Annotated in this window: 17 protein-coding genes; 7 read left to right on the forward strand and 10 right to left on the reverse strand. The window is 64.1% G+C overall.

Annotated features, from left to right (window positions below):
• Nucleotides 1–64 precede the first annotated feature (64 nt).
• Nucleotides 65–1,558 (reverse strand): hypothetical protein, encoded by a 1,494-nt coding sequence (locus ACGYK2_RS05890; protein WP_271687841.1) that lies wholly within the window; start codon nucleotides 1,556–1,558, stop codon nucleotides 65–67.
• A 150-nt stretch (nucleotides 1,559–1,708) separates the two neighbouring features.
• Here ACGYK2_RS05890 and ACGYK2_RS05895 point away from each other — a divergent pair, with 150 nt between their 5' ends.
• Complete coding sequence (locus ACGYK2_RS05895; protein ID WP_271687842.1) at nucleotides 1,709–2,455, forward strand: WecB/TagA/CpsF family glycosyltransferase; 747 nt, start codon at nucleotides 1,709–1,711, stop codon at nucleotides 2,453–2,455.
• Between the two features lie 3 nt (nucleotides 2,456–2,458).
• Here ACGYK2_RS05895 and ACGYK2_RS05900 read toward each other — a convergent pair whose 3' ends face one another.
• The 4 genes from ACGYK2_RS05900 to ACGYK2_RS05915 are packed head-to-tail and all read right to left on the reverse strand — an operon-like array spanning nucleotide 2,459 to nucleotide 6,130.
• The gene (locus ACGYK2_RS05900) at nucleotides 2,459–3,391 is read right to left on the reverse strand and encodes a glycosyltransferase family 2 protein (protein WP_271687843.1); all 933 of its coding nucleotides are present in this window, start codon (nucleotides 3,389–3,391) and stop codon (nucleotides 2,459–2,461) included.
• Nucleotides 3,388–4,479, reverse strand: coding sequence for a glycosyltransferase family 2 protein (locus tag ACGYK2_RS05905; protein ID WP_271687844.1), 1,092 nt, complete (start codon nucleotides 4,477–4,479; stop codon nucleotides 3,388–3,390). The genes ACGYK2_RS05900 and ACGYK2_RS05905 overlap by 4 nt, the downstream gene beginning before the upstream one ends.
• 44 nt (nucleotides 4,480–4,523) lie before the next feature.
• Nucleotides 4,524–5,549 carry a GGDEF domain-containing protein gene (locus ACGYK2_RS05910; protein ID WP_271687846.1) on the reverse strand — a complete coding sequence of 342 codons (1,026 nt, stop codon included), beginning with the start codon at nucleotides 5,547–5,549 and terminating at the stop codon, nucleotides 4,524–4,526.
• The gene (locus ACGYK2_RS05915) at nucleotides 5,546–6,130 is read right to left on the reverse strand and encodes a heme NO-binding domain-containing protein (protein WP_271687847.1); all 585 of its coding nucleotides are present in this window, start codon (nucleotides 6,128–6,130) and stop codon (nucleotides 5,546–5,548) included. The genes ACGYK2_RS05910 and ACGYK2_RS05915 overlap by 4 nt, the downstream gene beginning before the upstream one ends.
• Before the next feature lie 197 nt (nucleotides 6,131–6,327).
• On the opposite strand from ACGYK2_RS05915, the gene ACGYK2_RS05920 reads away from it, so the two are divergent.
• The 3 genes from ACGYK2_RS05920 to ACGYK2_RS05930 all read left to right on the forward strand — a co-directional run bounded on the left by ACGYK2_RS05920 (nucleotide 6,328) and on the right by ACGYK2_RS05930 (nucleotide 7,709).
• The gene (locus ACGYK2_RS05920; RefSeq protein ID WP_271687849.1) at nucleotides 6,328–6,474 is read left to right on the forward strand and encodes a hypothetical protein; all 147 of its coding nucleotides are present in this window, start codon (nucleotides 6,328–6,330) and stop codon (nucleotides 6,472–6,474) included.
• A 66-nt stretch (nucleotides 6,475–6,540) separates the two neighbouring features.
• The gene (locus tag ACGYK2_RS05925) at nucleotides 6,541–7,188 is read left to right on the forward strand and encodes a DUF998 domain-containing protein (RefSeq protein ID WP_394374262.1); all 648 of its coding nucleotides are present in this window, start codon (nucleotides 6,541–6,543) and stop codon (nucleotides 7,186–7,188) included.
• Complete coding sequence (locus ACGYK2_RS05930; protein ID WP_271687850.1) at nucleotides 7,188–7,709, forward strand: DUF421 domain-containing protein; 522 nt, start codon at nucleotides 7,188–7,190, stop codon at nucleotides 7,707–7,709. Before ACGYK2_RS05925 ends, ACGYK2_RS05930 begins: the two co-directional genes overlap by 1 nt.
• 7 nt (nucleotides 7,710–7,716) lie before the next feature.
• Here the strand turns inward: ACGYK2_RS05930 and ACGYK2_RS05935 are convergent, their stop codons facing one another.
• Nucleotides 7,717–8,412 carry an HAD family hydrolase gene (locus ACGYK2_RS05935; RefSeq protein WP_271687851.1) on the reverse strand — a complete coding sequence of 232 codons (696 nt, stop codon included), beginning with the start codon at nucleotides 8,410–8,412 and terminating at the stop codon, nucleotides 7,717–7,719.
• Nucleotides 8,403–8,687, reverse strand: coding sequence for a DUF3572 domain-containing protein (locus tag ACGYK2_RS05940; RefSeq protein ID WP_271687853.1), 285 nt, complete (start codon nucleotides 8,685–8,687; stop codon nucleotides 8,403–8,405). The genes ACGYK2_RS05935 and ACGYK2_RS05940 overlap by 10 nt, the downstream gene beginning before the upstream one ends.
• Nucleotides 8,688–8,785: 98 nt before the next feature.
• Between ACGYK2_RS05940 and ACGYK2_RS05945 the strand changes: the two genes are divergently transcribed.
• Both ACGYK2_RS05945 and ACGYK2_RS05950 read left to right on the forward strand, forming a co-directional pair.
• Entirely contained in the window at nucleotides 8,786–10,180 is a 1,395-nt protein-coding gene (locus tag ACGYK2_RS05945; protein ID WP_271687854.1) for a diguanylate cyclase, read from the forward strand.
• A gap of 243 nt (nucleotides 10,181–10,423) precedes the next feature.
• Complete coding sequence (locus tag ACGYK2_RS05950; protein ID WP_271687855.1) at nucleotides 10,424–11,350, forward strand: DMT family transporter; 927 nt, start codon at nucleotides 10,424–10,426, stop codon at nucleotides 11,348–11,350.
• On the opposite strand, the gene ACGYK2_RS05955 is transcribed toward ACGYK2_RS05950, so the two are convergent.
• On the reverse strand, nucleotides 11,286–11,981 hold the full coding sequence (locus tag ACGYK2_RS05955; protein WP_295037277.1) for a thiamine pyrophosphokinase: 696 nt from the start codon (nucleotides 11,979–11,981) through the stop codon (nucleotides 11,286–11,288). The two genes, ACGYK2_RS05950 and ACGYK2_RS05955, sit on opposite strands and share 65 nt — an antisense overlap.
• A gap of 53 nt (nucleotides 11,982–12,034) precedes the next feature.
• On the opposite strand from ACGYK2_RS05955, the gene ACGYK2_RS05960 reads away from it, so the two are divergent.
• Nucleotides 12,035–14,200: a hypothetical protein gene (locus ACGYK2_RS05960; protein ID WP_276154885.1), complete on the forward strand. Its 2,166-nt coding sequence runs from the start codon at nucleotides 12,035–12,037 to the stop codon at nucleotides 14,198–14,200.
• Between the two features lie 57 nt (nucleotides 14,201–14,257).
• On the opposite strand, the gene ACGYK2_RS05965 is transcribed toward ACGYK2_RS05960, so the two are convergent.
• The gene (locus ACGYK2_RS05965) at nucleotides 14,258–14,485 is read right to left on the reverse strand and encodes a DUF2842 domain-containing protein (RefSeq protein ID WP_067626583.1); all 228 of its coding nucleotides are present in this window, start codon (nucleotides 14,483–14,485) and stop codon (nucleotides 14,258–14,260) included.
• 4 nt (nucleotides 14,486–14,489) lie between these two features.
• The gene (locus tag ACGYK2_RS05970) at nucleotides 14,490–15,785 is read right to left on the reverse strand and encodes an adenylosuccinate synthase (protein ID WP_271687860.1); all 1,296 of its coding nucleotides are present in this window, start codon (nucleotides 15,783–15,785) and stop codon (nucleotides 14,490–14,492) included.
• Between the last annotated feature and the right edge of the window lie 53 nt (nucleotides 15,786–15,838).

A 15,838-nucleotide genomic window follows, 5' to 3' on the forward strand; every position in this document is an offset into this window, starting at 1 on the left:
GATAACGTGCCCTAGGGTCACTTTCGGCCCAAATCACTTCACAGCGCCGTGAATGGGACGCGGTTTAGAAAACCGTCCGCTTTGCGTTCAACGCGGGGGCGTCGATCCTGTTCCGCCCCTTGCGCGCCGCCGCCAACCCTTCGGCATGGCCAAGGATCGCCCCAGCCGTGAGCCAAGTAAGCGGCGTCAGCGTGGCATTAAGCAACATGTCCATCATGGTAATGCCAAGGATCAAAAGCAGCGGTGCGAGCCATGGGGATAGGCCCGCATCGCCCATCCGGTAGAGGTGCAGCCCCACGAGGATGATCGGCAGCGCCAGAAGGCCCATCTCGCATAGGTAGCCCAGCCAGCCGAAAGTGCCGAAAACGATGATCCAGCGGCCATCGGGGATCGACAGGATATTGCCGTTCGTCGCATCGCGGATCAGGTTGCGCCCCCATCCGCCCCAGCCGAACCACGGTTTCTCGGCGGCCCGTGCCAACAGTTGCTCTTCGTTCATAAAGCGGTAGCCAAGCGATTGCGCCCGGTCCGCGCTGATCGCCTCGGCCTGTGCAAGGATCGCATCGAGCGGCACCAGACCGGCATTGCGCAGCATCGGATAGATCACCGCCACGATGGCAAAGACCACCGCCAGACGGATCTGCCACCGCGCCGGGGTCAGCAGCACCATCGGCACCAAAAGCAGCGCATAGGCCAGCGAGGCAAGGCTTTTGCACAGCAGCAGAACCACGGCGAGATAGGCCGCCAGCAAGAGCATCTTCCAGCGGTCGATCACCGGGGTCTGCCGCGCCAGCGCCACCGCCGACAGCAGCGCGATACACATAAACAGCGCCAGCCACAGCGCATGGGGCAGAAACACGATGGGGCGAAAGCCCCCATTGCGCATCATCTGTTCAAAGGAGTGCTGGAAGAACCCGTAGATCCATGTGTTGAGCTGCGGTGAAAAACGGATCTCGAACAGCGAAGGCACGGAGTAGATCACCCCGCCTACCATGAAGGCCAAGAGCAATTCCCGCAGCCCCTTTTCATCCGCAAGGAACTGCCGCGCCAGCAGGAAGGGCACCAGCATCAGCACCTGCCCGATCAACACCGACCCGATGTCCCGGATCGAAAGCCCCGGCAGCGTGTCGACGGGGAAAAGGATCGGCTCAAAGCCGCGGATCGACTGAAACAGGATCGGATCGCCATTGGTCAGCACCGTGGGCACCGCCGAAAAGACCAGCCCCAGCACCAAAAGCCCCGCCACACGGGAGGCGGGCCAAAGCTGCAATTTCTCCTGCCTGCCCAGCCAGATGATCAGCAAAACGCTCAGGTTCGGGATCGACACTTTGTCGAGCCCCGGCACCAGCGGCAGGTTGAACTCCGCCAGCGGGGGCAGGAACAGATAGCCGCCGAGGATCGACCAGATCAGCGCCCGCTGGAGCGGCAGGTTGCGAAACAGGGCCAGACAGACGAAGGGCCAGATCAGCAACATCAGATAGGCGACGGGATTTGGCATGACGTCCTTCGCGAAAGCCGCGTCGGGGCGCGGCAGGATGGGGCCGGGCGAAAATACCATCTGGCCCCAGCCCTGTCATCCCGCTAGTTTTGCCGCAGGTTCACTTTGGTGCGGGCGTGGCTGACAGATGGCACATGAAATCAATGGAATAGATCGCGCAGTTTATGCTCATTCGCCTGCCCGTGGTGGTGCGACAGCGGAAGGCGCGGCATGAAGTATGGCACGGGCACTGCCGCCGTGGAGGTCAATGTGGCGACGCGGGCCGCATTGTTTCAGGCCCTGCGCGCCCGCTTTGCCACGGGTCAGGGATTCGCCCTTGCCACGCTTAACCTCGACCATCTGACCAAATTGCCCCGCGATGCGGGCTTCGCCGCCGCCTATCGCGCGCAGGATTTCATCGTGGCCGATGGCCGCCCCGTGGTCTGGCTCTCGCAACTCGCCAAACAGCCGGTCGAGCTGATGCCCGGCTCCGATCTGATCCTTCCGCTTTGCGAATTGGCCGCCGCACACTCGCTGCCTGTCGCCTTTTTCGGCAGCGATAAAGACGCGCTGCAAGGGGCCGCAGTGGCCCTGCGGACCCGCCTGCCGGGGTTGGAGATATGCCATATCGCCGCCCCGCCCATGGGCTTTGACCCCGAAAGTGCCGAGGCGGATACCGCCCTGCGGGAGATCGCCCAAAGCGGCGCGCGCCTGTGTTTTCTGGCCCTTGGCGCGCCTAAGCAAGAAATCCTTGCCGCTCGCGGGCGCGACATAGCGCCGGGGGTTGGCTTTGCCTCGATCGGGGCGGGGTTGGACTTCCTCGCCGGGCGGCAGCGCCGCGCGCCGAAATGGATGCGGATGCTGGCTTTGGAGTGGCTTTGGCGGGCTATGCAAAGCCCGGCGCGGATGGTGCCGCGCTATGCCCGTTGTTTCGCGATCCTGCCGCGGTTGACTCTTGCAGCATGGCGGGCGCGCTAGCCCTCAGCGGTATTCGATGATCCGCCCGTCGCGGCGCATGTGGTATTTGAGCACGCCCAAGGCTTCGGGAAATTTGCCCAGCAGGGTGAAGAAGCCCCAAGCCGCCCCGCCCCGCCGCATCAACCGCAACAGTTGCAGCGGATAGATCAGAGCCAGCCCAAGCCCGGCCCAAGGGAGCATCAGCGCCAAGAGCAGGATCACGGCGGGCAGAAGCGCCCCCCAGAGCAGCGCGCGGCGCGTTTCGGCCACCCAATGCCGATCCGGCCCGCGGCCATGCAGCGCGGCTCCTTCGGCAAAGGCATGGCCCGCACGCAGGCTGCGCCACCACCACTGGCCAACCTTTGTGATCTGCGCGTCGTGCCATGTCATCTCGGCGTCGAGCCGCCATATCTGCCAGCCCGCGCGGCGCAGCCTTTGGCAAAGCTCCGGCTCTTCCCCGGCGATCATCTCGGCCCGGTAGCCGCCCAGGGCGCGCAGCGCCTCCAACCGCATCAGCGCGTCACCGCCACAGGCGCGCGCCTCGCCCACGGGCGTATCCCATTCGCGGTCGATCAGCCTGTTGTAGACAGAGGTCTCGGGGTTTTCCTCACGCCGCCTGCCGCAGACCACGGCAACCTGCGGATGAGCGCTCAGATGGGCCTCCGCCACCGCCAGCCAACCGTCTCGAAGGATGCAATCCCCGTCAAGGAACTGCACCAGCGTGATCCCCTCACCCAATGCCGCCATGCCCGCATTGCGCGCCCGCGCGGCGGTGAAGGGCTGCTGCATGTCAAGCTCGATCACCTCGGCCCCCAGCCCCCGCGCCATGGCGACCGAGCCATCGGTCGAGCCGCTGTCGACATAGACGATCTGCGTCACCTGCCCTGCCAGTCCTTGCAAGGACCGCTCCAACCGCGCGCCCTCATTCCGGCCGATGACGACAGCACCGATGCTCATGCGGCATGCTCTTCACGCCAAGCGGCGACATGGGCGCTATAGGCCTCCGACGGCACCAGAAAGCCCGCGCGATAGAGAAGTTCGACCCGGTTCCAGCGCCGCGCGTCCAGCGAGAAGAGCGAGACATCGGGGTTCTGCCCGATCACCGCCATCCGCCGCGCATCCTCGCCGTGAGACAGGTTGCCCGCGCCCAGCGTCTCGGCATCCCGCGCGGCGGCGTCATTGGCGAATTTATAGTGTTTGATCACCGCCGTCATATCCGCCACCCGCACCCCCGAAGAGAGATGCGGATGCGGCGCGGGCGTGACCTCTGTCCCATTGAAAATCAGCGGATGTTTCGTCAGGCAGCAGTCTTCGCCAAAGACCTTGCCACGCACGCCGCCGAAGGCGAATTTCACTGCGTCGTTGGAAAGTTCGTTGTCTGCCAGCAGGGCGGAAAACGGAATCTCTGGGCTGTGGTAATCGATTTTGCGCACCGCGCTGATGTCGTAATAAAGGAAGGATTGCAGCGCCTGTTTGTAGGGCATCCCCGCCGCCGCCGCGAGGCTGGTTTTGGGAAACATCTCAAGCATTTGCGCGGCCAAGGCGGTATAGCCCTGTCGGTCGAGATAGGCGGTCAGCCCCTTGATGCCGATCTGGCTGCGCCCTTCGAAATCGAAAATCTCGTCCATATCGACATAGAGACACCAGCGGTCCTTACCATAGGTCTGCGCGGGGTATTGGCGGATCAGGTCTTCGTATTCGGCCAATGGCAGGGTGCAACGGTCGATCACCGTGCCCTTTTGGGCCTTGATCCGGGCGATGGTGTCATCGCGTGAGCCGTTGTCGATAAAGACGAAATGCTGCACCCCCATCGCGCGGTAATGGCGAAAGAAAGCGTCGAGGTAATAGCTGCCGTCGCGCACCAAGGCGATCAGCACCACCTCGCCCGGGGCGGTGTCGAGTTTGCTCGGCCCATGCAGATGCTGCAAGGAAGCGGCAAAGCGCGCGCGACGGCGGGCGTTGATCAGGCGTTGGCGCAGGCGGCGGAACAGATGCAGGGGCGATTTCATGCCCTTGTGATACGCCAGCCGCTCTGCGCGGTCCACTGTCCCCGTGCCCTTCCGCCCTGCCCCGCAGCGCCCCCGAGCGATTAGCCGCCGCCCTTTTCGACAGGTGCGGCGACCATCCCGCCCCTCGCACGCAGGGCCGGGTCAAAGAAGGTATGCCGCGCCCGGCCTGCGTGTTTCGAGGCATAGAGCGCGGCATCGGCATTGGCCAAGACCACGTCGCGCGATCGCCGGTCCCCCCGCTGAATCCAGACCGTGCCGATGCTGGCGGAGACTTTGCAGACCTCGCCCTTGAAATGAATGGGCTCTTCCAGCCGGTCGATGATCCGCTGGCCGATCCCGCGCAGGATGCCCTCGCTGCGCACATCGGGTAGAACCACGGTGAACTCATCCCCGCCCAAACGCACCACCATGTCAGAGCTGCGCGTCTCTTGCTGCATGATCCGGGCGACGACTTGCAGCACATGATCGCCCGCCGCATGGCCCAAACGGTCGTTCACCGCTTTGAAATAGTCGAGATCGACATGCATCACGGCAAACCCCTCACCGGCGGTGATCAACCGCTCCAGCACCGCGTTGAGCGCGCGCCGGTTTTTCAGCCCCGTCAGCGTATCGGTAAAGGCCTGTTCCTCCGCCGCGATCCGCGCCTCTTGCAGACGCAGGTTCAAACGGCGCGAGGCTTCCATCGCGGCGGATTTCGCCTCCATCAGGTACAACATCTCGATCGCCAGATCGGTGGCGGCGAAATCCGCATTGGTCAGCGCATAGTCCTGCACCCCGTCGAAAATCGAAATCCCGAAAGAGAGGTTCACGATCAACCGCCGATCCCCCAGCGGCACCAGCAGGCCCTTCAACTCGGTTCGCGGCGCATCGCGAAAGGCGAGGTGTAGTTTGACCCCGGCGGCCCGGCGCAGGTCTTCCATTCCCGCTATGCCACGGGGCCGTTTGACGGTGACCGTATCCAGAAACCGCCGCCCCGCCAGCGGCGCCTGCGGGCGCAACTTCTGGATCGTGGGCCCAGCGTGGCGAATTCTGCCGCTGGCCGAGAGCAGCAGATGCATCGGGCAGAGCTTGTCCAGAACCGCCGGATCGTGGCCTGCGCCACTCATGCCCGCGCCCCAAGCTCAAACCGGCGCCCTTCGGAGAATTCGGCTTCGACCAGAATGATCTTCAACGCCTCGGCGCCTTCGGATCGCCCGCAATGTTCCAGCAGCACCAGCGCGCCATAGTCGTCGGCCATGGCCCGCAGAACGCCCATCATCAGATAGCCGTATCCCACCAGCGGCGCCTCACAGATCAGGGAATATTGGCCATCAGGGTCTTCGCGCAGTTCGACCGGGGGCAGATGCAGTTCCGATAGGGCAAGGCGGGTCCGGTCCGGCAGATCGTCGAGCGATTGCAGGAAATCGCTGAAGCTGACCCCGCCGAACCGTAGCAAGCGCCGCACAGCCTCATAGCCCGGCTGCGCCACGAGAAAGGTGCCGACATCCTCCATCACCTCGGCCAGGGGCCGGTCCAGCACGGCACAGACCGCTTCGAGCACCGCCGGGGTGACGTGATCCGGATAGGTCAGCATCGCCTCGAATTCGGTGAAATCCAACCCGGCCCGCGCGGCCACATCGGCCCAGAGCCTCTGCCCGTAGTTCGCGCAAAAGTAGTTTTGTATGCTGCGGTTGATAAGCCCGTGCATGATTGCCTCATTCCCATTTTCCCAACCCCAGATTGCGGGGGCAGTGGTTAAGATTGACCTGATGAATACAGTTGTCGGGAAATTGCCTTGGCCCCGCCCCGCCCCGCGCCGCGCGCGGAACCGCCGCTATATGCTGCGCGTTCGGTAAAGGAAGAAGAGGCGATGCCCCGCCTCTCCCCAGCCTGAGGAGACTTTTCATGAGCGATGATCCCAAACACCCCAAGCACGAGAACAAGACACCGCCCAAGAAACCTCAAGAAGACCTGCACCGCCCCGAGGCCACATTGGACGAAGCCCCCGCCGGCAGCCCCAACGCCGAAGAACGCTCGCGGCTTTCGGATTGATGCATTGGGTCCGACCAAGGGGTCGGACCTTTGACCGACCAAGGCGGCCAAGAAGGGTTACGCAACATGAACAATGACGTCACAGCACCCCGGCAGCACAGCGCGCCGGGGTTTATGGTCTGTCTGGGCTGGGTGGCCATCCTTGGCTGTGTGATATTCGCCATATCGATCCTGATCGCGGATTTCGTCGTGCCGGATCACGATTGGATCGCCGACACGATCAGCGATCTGGGCGCGGGACGGTATGAGTTCATCGTCGACATCGGCATCTATGCCTTCTCCGCCGCGCTCATCGCCTGCGCCCTGCTTTGCGCTCACGTACATTTTGGCGACCGTTGGTGGAGCATCGCCACCATCGGGCTCGCCCTGTTGGGGCTCATCGTCTTTCTCGTCGGCGCGCGCAACGAGTACGGAGACCGCGATTCCGACGGTGTGGTGATCCATATCTATCTGGTCTACGCGCTCGGCCTGATCATGCTCACCGTGCCTTGGCTGCTGTCGAAGGGGTTCGCCGATACATCAAGCTTCCTTGCCAAATCGCTCAAGGTGATCTCGCTCCTCTGGCTGGTCTCGGCCCCGCCGTTCTTTTTTCTGCCCACCGGCATTGATGGCGTCTATGAGCGCTATCTGGGCCTGATTGCCATGGCGATGGTGGTGCTGCTGGGGCGGTTCTTTATCCAACGGGGCCGGGCATTGAACGGGGGGCACGGCTGATGTTCTTTGATCACGTCCCGCTGGACATCCTCGCCCGGGCGCTGCTGCTTTCGGCCATTGCGCTGACTTGGGTGATCATCGTGGTCCGGGTCATCGGGCTGCGCACCTTCTCAAAAATGACCGCTTTTGACTTTGTCGCCACGGTCGCCACCGGCTCGCTGCTTGCCGGCGCCTGTCAGGCCACCACTTGGCCGGAATTCGCCCAGCCGACCTTGGCCATCTCCGCCCTGCTCGGCGCGCAATTCGTCATCGCGAAGATACGGCAGGCTTCCGACAGCTTTGAGCAGGCCGTGCAGAACGAACCCGTGATCCTGATGCGAGAGGGTGAGATTTTCGATGCCGCCCTCAGCGAGACCCGCGTCGCGCGCGCCGACCTGATCGCCAAGTTGCGAGAGGCCAATGCACTGCGCTTCTCTGATGTGCGCGCCGTGGTGTTGGAGACCACGGGCGATATCTCGGTCCTCCATGGCGATACTCTTGAAGAGGGGCTGCTCGAAGGCGCGCGCATGGTCGAAAAATAAAGCGCCCTCAAGCCAAGCGCTGCGCCAAATGGCCGATATCCGGCAAGACCAGATCGGCGTATGGGGCGAGGTCTTCCGCCGTGGCGGGGCCGGTCAGCACCGCGACCCGCAGCATCCCCGCCACCCGCGCGGCTTCCAGATCGTGAACACTGTCTCCAATCATCGCGACATAGGCGGCCGGAAGGTTCACATGGGCGGCAAAGGCGTGCAACTGCCCCGGCGAAGGCTTGCCCCCATGGCCGCTGTCAAATCCTGCCATAAAGTCGAACATATCGACCACCCCCGCCGCCAGCAGATGGGCCCGCGCGGGGTGTTCGGCATCGTTCGTCGCCACGCCAAGGCGCAGACCCCGGTCGCGGAGCCCTTGCAGAAACGGTCTTAGCGGCACCGCCTCGCGCTGTGGCGCGGCGCTGGCTTCGGCATTGATGATGTCCAACAGGTCCGCTGGCAGGCGGTCAGGAAAATGCGGGGCCAAGGCATCGACCACCTGCTGCGGCGTGCCGGCGATGGCGATACTGTCCGGGGCGAAACGGCGCGTGGCGAGGTCAAAGCCGATGCCCGCGCCCACCCGTGCGGCCAGCCCGCGATCCCCCTCACAGACCCGCAGCAAGAAGGCCTCGGCCCAAGGCTCCCAAGTCGCGGCAAAGTCGAAAAGCGTGCCATCCTTGTCGAACAGCAGCGCTTTAACATTTCTTAAGTCCAATGCACCTGCTCCCCCCCGGGCAGCGCCGCGCGGGCTTGCATGATCCGCTCATAGGGGATCGCCAGATGGTCGCAAAACCCGATCACCCACGCGTCGTCCATCATCAGGAAATCCAGCACAGCGCCCAGAAAAATAGGGTCGCTGGCCTGTGTTTTGAGGTCCGCTTCGGAGGCACCGGTGCTGCCCAGAAACACCGGCAACAGATCATCATTCGCCGCCAGCCAGCCCAGCGCCTGAAGCGCCAAAGTCTCAGCGGTGTCTTGGGTATAGGACATTGGAAAACCGTCTTTTGCTGAAGGTTGGAAACCCTTTGTTAACCATTAGGGGGCAAAGACTCTCGCATCAAACTGATTTGTACGGTGAAGGAGTTGTCGTGCAAGGGACCATCCTTATTGCAGATGCGATCGCGACCAATCGCATCGCCCTCAAGGTCAAGCTTTGTGCGGCATACTATCACGTCGTTCAGGCCGAAGACATGGAAGAGGCTTTGGCCTGCCTGGGGGAAAACCCGCCGGATCTGGTGATCTGCGCGCTGACATTGCCGGGTGGCGGGGCGGCGGACCTCTGTCGCGTGCTCAAAGCCACTCCCGATACCGCGCAGCTCCCGGTTTTGGCCATCGGGAATAGCGATCAGGCCGTGGATCGGTTCACCGCGCTCGAAGCGGGAGCGAGCGATGTGTTGCTGAAACCGCTCGATTGCACGTTGCTGTTGGGCCGGACCCGCAGCCTTATCCGCGCCCGCAACGCGGCGGACGAATGGGAAATGCGCGAGGATACGTCCCGCGCGCTCGGGCTGGCGGAGCCTGCGGCGGAATTCACCGCCCGCAGTCACTGTGTGATCATCCATTCCGACAGCGCGGTAAGCGTGAATTGGGCGAAACAACTCCGCCCTCAATTGCGCGCGCGCCTCACCCTCGCCAATCCGGAGGAGGCCATTCGCGCCGCCGCCGCCAATGGACCGCCCGACGCTTTCGTTTTGGTTCTGCCAAAAGACCCCGTGCCCGCCACGGCAGCCTTGCGTCTGATCTCGACGCTCCGGGCCAACGCCCAGACCCGCCATACCGGGCTGCTGGTGGTGCAACTGGCCCCGGATGCGGCGCTTGCCGCCACCGCCCTTGATCTGGGGGCGGATGATTTGATGACCGAAGGTTTCAACCCGGCGGAAATGGCGCTGCGCCTGCATGCGATCTTGCGGCGCAAGCGGATGACGGACCAACTGCGCGACACGGTGCGCACGGGGCTGAAGGCCGCCGTTTTCGACCCGCTGACAGGGCTGCACAACCGCCGCTATGCCCTGCCCCATCTGGACCATATCGCGGAACATGCCGTCGCGACTGCCCGCCCCTTTTCGGTAATGGTCGCCGATCTGGACCACTTCAAAGGCATCAATGACCGTTACGGCCATGCCGCGGGGGATTCCGTTCTGGTGCAAACGGCGGAACGGCTGCGCAATAACCTGCGCGGCATGGACCTCGTCGCCCGGATCGGGGGGGAGGAATTTCTGATCGTCATGCCCGGCACCGGCCTTGCGGATGCAGAGAAGACGGCGGCGGCCATCTGTGCCGATATCGGCAACCGCGGCTTTGTCGTCCCCGACACGCCCCAGCCGATCCATGTGACCATCAGCATCGGCCTTTCCGTCGGCCCTATGGAAGAGGAAGGCCACCCGCTTTCGGCCGAGGCCCTGATGGCGCGAGCGGATCGTGCGCTTTACACGGCGAAAACCCATGGCCGGAATCGGGTGAACCTGAGCCGCCCCGCGGCCTGAGGTTCGGATAGGCGGGGCGCGTTGCCGCTGGAAGGTGCACAGCGTTGACTGCCTTCAAGAGCGGGTGCTGATCGGACCCTTGCCTCTGCCTCTGCCTCTGCCTCTGCCTCTGCCTCTGCCTCTGCCTCTGCCTCTGCCTCTGCCTCTGCCTCTGCCTCTGCCTCTGAGAACAAACACGAGACAACAGCAATCAAACTTCAACCAAAGATTGCATTTGCAACAAAGCTTCCTTAGCGTAACGCAATGCAACAGGATCGGCCCCTCATTGGAATAGCCCTCATGATGGGCTTCTGCATCGTCGCCCCCGTGGGCGATGCGGTGGCCAAATTACTGGGCGCTTCGGTCCCCTTGGGGCAGGTGGTGCTGCTCCGCTTTGCCATTCAGGCGCTGATCCTGATCCCCATCGTCTGGTACTCCGGGCGCATCTGGCGGATGCGGGGCCGGGTGTTACGGCTGACCTTTCTACGCACCCTTTTGCATATGGCGGGCATCGCGGCGATGTTTACCGCGCTGAAATACCTGCCCCTCGCCGATGCGGTCGCCATCGCATTCGTCATGCCTTTTTTCATGCTGCTGCTCGGCAAGTTCATCCTGAACGAAGAGGTCGGCCCCAGACGTTTGGGCGCGAGCATCGTGGGCTTTCTCGGCACGCTTTTGATCGTGCAGCCGAGCTTTGCCAATGTCGGCTGGCCCGCGCTGCTGCCCGTCGTCGTGGCGGTCGTCTTTTCTTTCTTCATGCTGGTGACGCGCCAGATCGCGAAAGAAACCGATCCGATCAGCCTGCAAGCCGTCAGCGGGGTCATGGCGGTGGTGATGATCCTGCCGCTCCTCGCGCTTGGCACCATGACACAGATCGCGCCGCTTCGGCTCATCCAACCCGATGCGCTCGACTGGACCCTCCTGCTCGGCATCGGGGTGCTCGGCACGGTGGCGCATCTTTTGATGACCTGGTCCCTGCGCTTTGCCCCCTCGGCCACTTTGGCGCCGATGCAATATCTGGAAATTCCCTTTGCCACGCTGCTTGGGCTGTTGATCTTCTCCGACTTGCCCAACCCATTGGCGGGCCTCGGCATTCTGATCACCGTGGGCGCGGGGCTTTACATCGTCATGCGCGAGCGGGCCACGGCGCGTGCTCTGGCCGCAGCAGTTGCGCCGCCAGTGGCGCCATAAGACGGCGCGGCAGAATCAGCAGCATATCAGGGCCATCGATCTCAAGCGTGACCGGCCCCAAGGCGCGGTTCGACGTGCCGGTCCGGCCACCCGGCGCGAAATCCAGCCCGTCGATCGACCATTCCAACCCTTGGCTGCGCCCCGTCACCGGGGCCAGAGGCATGAGAGAGACGACATCCCCCGCCGTCGTCGGCAGCGTGATCCGCGGCGGGGCCAGCAGCACGATCTCATGCGCGCCCAACAGGATGCAGGAGCGATGCGGATGGGTGGCGAGCGTGTTGAAAGCCGCAAGCTGATGATCCAACCGCGCCCCGGTAAAACCGACCCCGAGCACCAGCGGCGCGTCGATCCGCGTCAGCGCCTTGTCGAAATCGGTGCTCTCTTGCTCGGTGATGCGGTGGCGTCGCGCGGCCGGGATCTGGGCCAAGACCTCTGCCGGGGCGGAATCAAGATCGCCGATGACCGCAGCCAGTTCCACCCCCGCCGCCACGCCCACCGCAACCCCGCTGTCTGCCGCCACGCAGGTCGGGGCCAACGCCAGCGCCGCTTCAATGTCCCCTGCAAAGACCTCTCCGCCGCCGAGCAGCGTGACTGGCCCCTCCTCCCTTACGATATGCTCTGAAGTGGTCAATTAATGCCCCTTTTGGAAATCTGCCTTAATCTTGCCTTGAAATCATACGTTGAATGGCACAGATTCGAGCCGCTTTGGTCTTGGACATCGTGGTAAACGATACCTGCAACACCGCAGAGGACGAGCATCCGATGATGAACAGCAACAAAATCTTGACGGTCTCCTATGGCACTTTTTCGTGCACGCTGGAAGGCTTCGACGATTCCTTCGGCACGATGAAGGCCATTGCCGAGTATTTCCGCGATCTGGCCTCGGATGACCGCTACTTCGGTGCCGAACCACCGCAACCCGATGCCGAGATGCTCGCCCGGATCGCGCAGCGCGAAGTTTCCCGCCGGGTGCAAGCCCGTGAGCAGGAAGGCAAGATCGTACTGAGTGCGCTGGAGAACCAAAGCGCCGAAGCTCCAACCCAAGCGCCCCCAGCGGCGGCCCCCGCCGCCGCGCCGGCTCAAACCGAGGCCGCAGCGCCGCAAGCCCCCGTCGCAGCACAGCCTGCGCCGGTAGAGGAAGAGGCCCCCGCCCCCCTCAAGGCCGAGATCGCCGACACCGCCGCGGTGGAAGCGCCCGCCACGCCGGAACCCCAGATCGCAGAGACCGCTGAAGAGCCCGCGCCTGCCGAAGAGCCCGCGCCTGCCCCAAAGCCTGCACCGGCTGCCGAAGCCGGGGACACCAGCGAAGCCGAAGCCTTCTTTGCCGCCAGCCCGCAGCCGCAGACTCATTTCGAGGACGAAGCGCAGGATGCCAGCGTCGAAGAGCTGCCCGCCGCAAGCGCCGCCCCTGCCGACAGCATCGCCGCGAAGCTGCAGCGCATCCGCGCCGTCGTCGCCCAGCAGGACGAAGACGAAGCGGCTGGCTATGACGAGGAAGAAGCCGCGCCCGTGGCCCGCGCCACCGCCGAAACGCAAGCAACGCCGGAAGAGAGCCATGCCGCCATCGCCGCCGCCCGCCGTGACATCGTAGACGCGCTGGAGGCCGATGAAGCGACCGAAATGACGCAGGAGGCTGCGGAGGATGAGGACGACGATCTCGCCGATATCCTCAACCGGCTTGAGGCCGAAGAGGAGTATGAGGCGGAAAGCGCCGAGACCGACGAGAGCCTGTTCGACGCCGAGGCCGATGAACAGCCTGAGGCCGAAGCCCAAGCCGAAGCCGCACCCGAAATCGACGCTGCCGACCTGCCGCGCAAAGGGCGCGTGATCAAGGTCAAGCGCGCGCATCTCGAAGCCGCCGTGGCGCGGGGCGATCTCGAAGAAGTCTCGGACCCGGCACCGCAAGAGGCACCTGCCGCGAAGACAGAGGAAAAGCGCAGCTCTTCCCTGTCGCCCGAGGATGAAGACGAGCTGGCCCGCGAATTGGCCGCTTTGGAAGCCGAACTCGGTGCCGCCGCCCCGGAAGAGGCTGAAGAGACGCCTGCGCCTGCGGTTGAGATGGCCGAGGCGGAAGCGGCGCCCGCTCAGGAAGAGCCCGAAGAGGTCGAAGCCGCAGCGGAGCCGGTCGAAGAGCAGCCCGAGCCAGCTCAAGCGGCCCGCCACAGCCTGCCCACCATCGACGATGAGACCGGCCCCGACATGTCGCGCCTGATGGCGGAAACCGACAGCAAGATGGACGAGGCCGAAAGCACCACGCGCCGCGATGCCTTTGCCCATCTGCGCGCCGCCGTAGCCGCCAAGAAAGCCGACGAAGCGATGGGGGGCCGCGCCACCACCGCGACCTCGGATGACGCCTACCGCGAAGACTTGGCCGATGTGGTCCGCCCGCGCCGCCCCGTCACCCGCCCGGCCCGGACCGAGCGGCCCAAGGCCGATGCCCGCTCCGCGCCGCTGAAATTGGTGGCCGAGCAGCGCATCGACGTCGACAAGCTGCGCAGCGCGGGCCCCGTGCGTCCGCGCCGGGTGGCCGCCGTGGTAGAGCCGGTCAAAACCAACCCCGACGCGGAAAGCTTTGCCGATTTCGCCGCCGACATGGGCGCCACCAAACTGCCCGAACTGCTTGAGGCGGCGGCGTCTTACATGTCCTTTGTCGAGGGGCGCGACCAGTTCTCCCGCCCGCAGTTGATGGGCAAGGTCCGCTCGATCGGGCTGCCGGACTTCACCCGCGAAGACGGGCTGCGCTCCTTCGGTCAACTGCTGCGCGCAGGTAAGATCGAGAAAATCAAAGGCGGGCGGTTCACCGTTTCGGATGAAATCGGCTACCGCCCCGATCACCGCGCCGTGGGTTAAACCCAGCCACAGTGCTGATACGAAAAAGCGCCCCACGGGGCGCTTTTTTATTGCGTGTTACTGGTCGTCGTCCGCGTCCGGGTCCGCCTGTCCGATGCCTTTAAAGACAAATTTGAACGGCAGTGCCCAGACGATGCCAAGGGCGACATAGATGCCAAGCTCAAGCAGCACCGGCGGGCGGTCGAATTGGGCCACCGTCCAGACCGCCACCGCGATATAGCTCGGCAGCCCGATCAGCAGGATCACCAGCGCCCAACGGCGACGTGCTTTGTAGCTCAGCGCCATCAGATCAGTCCGCGAAAGGGTCGGTCACCAGAATGGTGTCCTCCCGCTCCGGCGAGGTCGAGACGAGGGCCACGGGGCATTGGATCAACTCTTCGACCCGGCGCACATATTTGATCGCATTGGCCGGAAGATCGGCCCAGCTGCGCGCGCCTTCGGTCGATTCGGACCAGCCCGGCAGCTCTTCGTAGATGGGCGTGCACCGCGCCTGCTGCTCGGCGGCGGTGGGCAGATAGTCCAGCCGTTCACCGTCCAACTCGTAGCCCACGCAGACCTTCAGCGTCTCGAAGCCGTCAAGCACGTCGAGCTTGGTCAGACAGATGCCAGTGATACCGGAGGTCGCGCAGGTCTGGCGCAGCAGCGCCGCGTCGAACCAACCACAGCGGCGTTTGCGCCCGGTGGTGGTGCCAAACTCATGGCCGCGTTCGCCCAGACGTTGACCGTCGGCGTCTTCCAATTCGGTCGGAAAAGGGCCTTCGCCAACGCGTGTGGTATAAGCCTTCACGATGCCCAACACATAGTCGATGGCGGTGGGGCCAAGGCCCACACCGGTCGCCGCTTGCCCCGCGATCACGTTCGAGGAGGTGACGAAGGGATAGGTGCCAAAGTCGATGTCCAAAAGTGCGCCCTGTGCGCCCTCAAAAAGGATGCGCTTGCCCGCCTTGCGCTTCTCGGCCAGCACCTTCCAGACGGGGGCGGCGAAACGCAGGATTTTCGGAGCGATTTCTTGCAGTTGCGCGATCAGCGCGTCGCGGTCGATGGCCTCGACCCCCAGCCCCTTGCGCAGCGGGTCGTGGTGCTGCAGCGCGCGGTCGACGCGGGCTTCCAGTGTCGCGGCGTCGGCCAGATCGGCCACGCGGATGGCGCGGCGGCCAACCTTGTCCTCATAGCACGGACCGATGCCGCGTCCGGTGGTGCCGATCTTGGTGCCCTTGCTCGCCGCCTCTTCGCGGGCGCGGTCAAGCTCACCGTGGAAGGGCAGGATCAGCGGCGTGTTTTCCGCGATCATCAGGTTCTCGGGATTGATCACAACCCCCTGCCCTTCGATCGTTTCGATCTCTTTCAGCAGGTGCCACGGGTCCAGCACCACGCCATTGCCGATGACAGACAGCTTGCCGCCGCGCACCACGCCCGAAGGCAGCGCATGCAGCTTGTAAACCTTGCCGTCGATGACCAGAGTGTGGCCCGCGTTATGCCCGCCTTGGAAGCGTGCGATCACATCGGCGCGTTCGCTGAGCCAGTCAACGATCTTGCCTTTTCCCTCGTCACCCCATTGGGCGCCGACAACGACGACATTGGCCATGATATATTCCTTTGCGATGTCCCGCGCCCGTATAGCGACAGTGGCAGGCGTGT

Source organism: Sulfitobacter sp. 1A10359 (assembly GCF_043558145.1).
GTDB lineage: Bacteria > Pseudomonadota > Alphaproteobacteria > Rhodobacterales > Rhodobacteraceae > Sulfitobacter > Sulfitobacter faviae.

Coding starts and splice junctions, on each gene's coding strand:
- ACGYK2_RS05890 (WP_271687841.1), bottom strand. CDS start 1,558: ATGGTATTTTCGCCCGGCCCCATCCTGCCGCGCCCCGACGCGGCTTTC.
- ACGYK2_RS05895 (WP_271687842.1), top strand. CDS start 1,709: ATGAAGTATGGCACGGGCACTGCCGCCGTGGAGGTCAATGTGGCGACG.
- ACGYK2_RS05900 (WP_271687843.1), bottom strand. CDS start 3,391: ATGAGCATCGGTGCTGTCGTCATCGGCCGGAATGAGGGCGCGCGGTTG.
- ACGYK2_RS05910 (WP_271687846.1), bottom strand. CDS start 5,549: ATGAGTGGCGCAGGCCACGATCCGGCGGTTCTGGACAAGCTCTGCCCG.
- ACGYK2_RS05915 (WP_271687847.1), bottom strand. CDS start 6,130: ATGCACGGGCTTATCAACCGCAGCATACAAAACTACTTTTGCGCGAAC.
- ACGYK2_RS05920 (WP_271687849.1), top strand. CDS start 6,328: ATGAGCGATGATCCCAAACACCCCAAGCACGAGAACAAGACACCGCCC.
- ACGYK2_RS05925 (WP_394374262.1), top strand. CDS start 6,541: ATGAACAATGACGTCACAGCACCCCGGCAGCACAGCGCGCCGGGGTTT.
- ACGYK2_RS05930 (WP_271687850.1), top strand. CDS start 7,188: ATGTTCTTTGATCACGTCCCGCTGGACATCCTCGCCCGGGCGCTGCTG.
- ACGYK2_RS05940 (WP_271687853.1), bottom strand. CDS start 8,687: ATGTCCTATACCCAAGACACCGCTGAGACTTTGGCGCTTCAGGCGCTG.
- ACGYK2_RS05950 (WP_271687855.1), top strand. CDS start 10,424: ATGCAACAGGATCGGCCCCTCATTGGAATAGCCCTCATGATGGGCTTC.
- ACGYK2_RS05960 (WP_276154885.1), top strand. CDS start 12,035: ATGGCACAGATTCGAGCCGCTTTGGTCTTGGACATCGTGGTAAACGAT.
- ACGYK2_RS05965 (WP_067626583.1), bottom strand. CDS start 14,485: ATGGCGCTGAGCTACAAAGCACGTCGCCGTTGGGCGCTGGTGATCCTG.
- ACGYK2_RS05970 (WP_271687860.1), bottom strand. CDS start 15,785: ATGGCCAATGTCGTCGTTGTCGGCGCCCAATGGGGTGACGAGGGAAAA.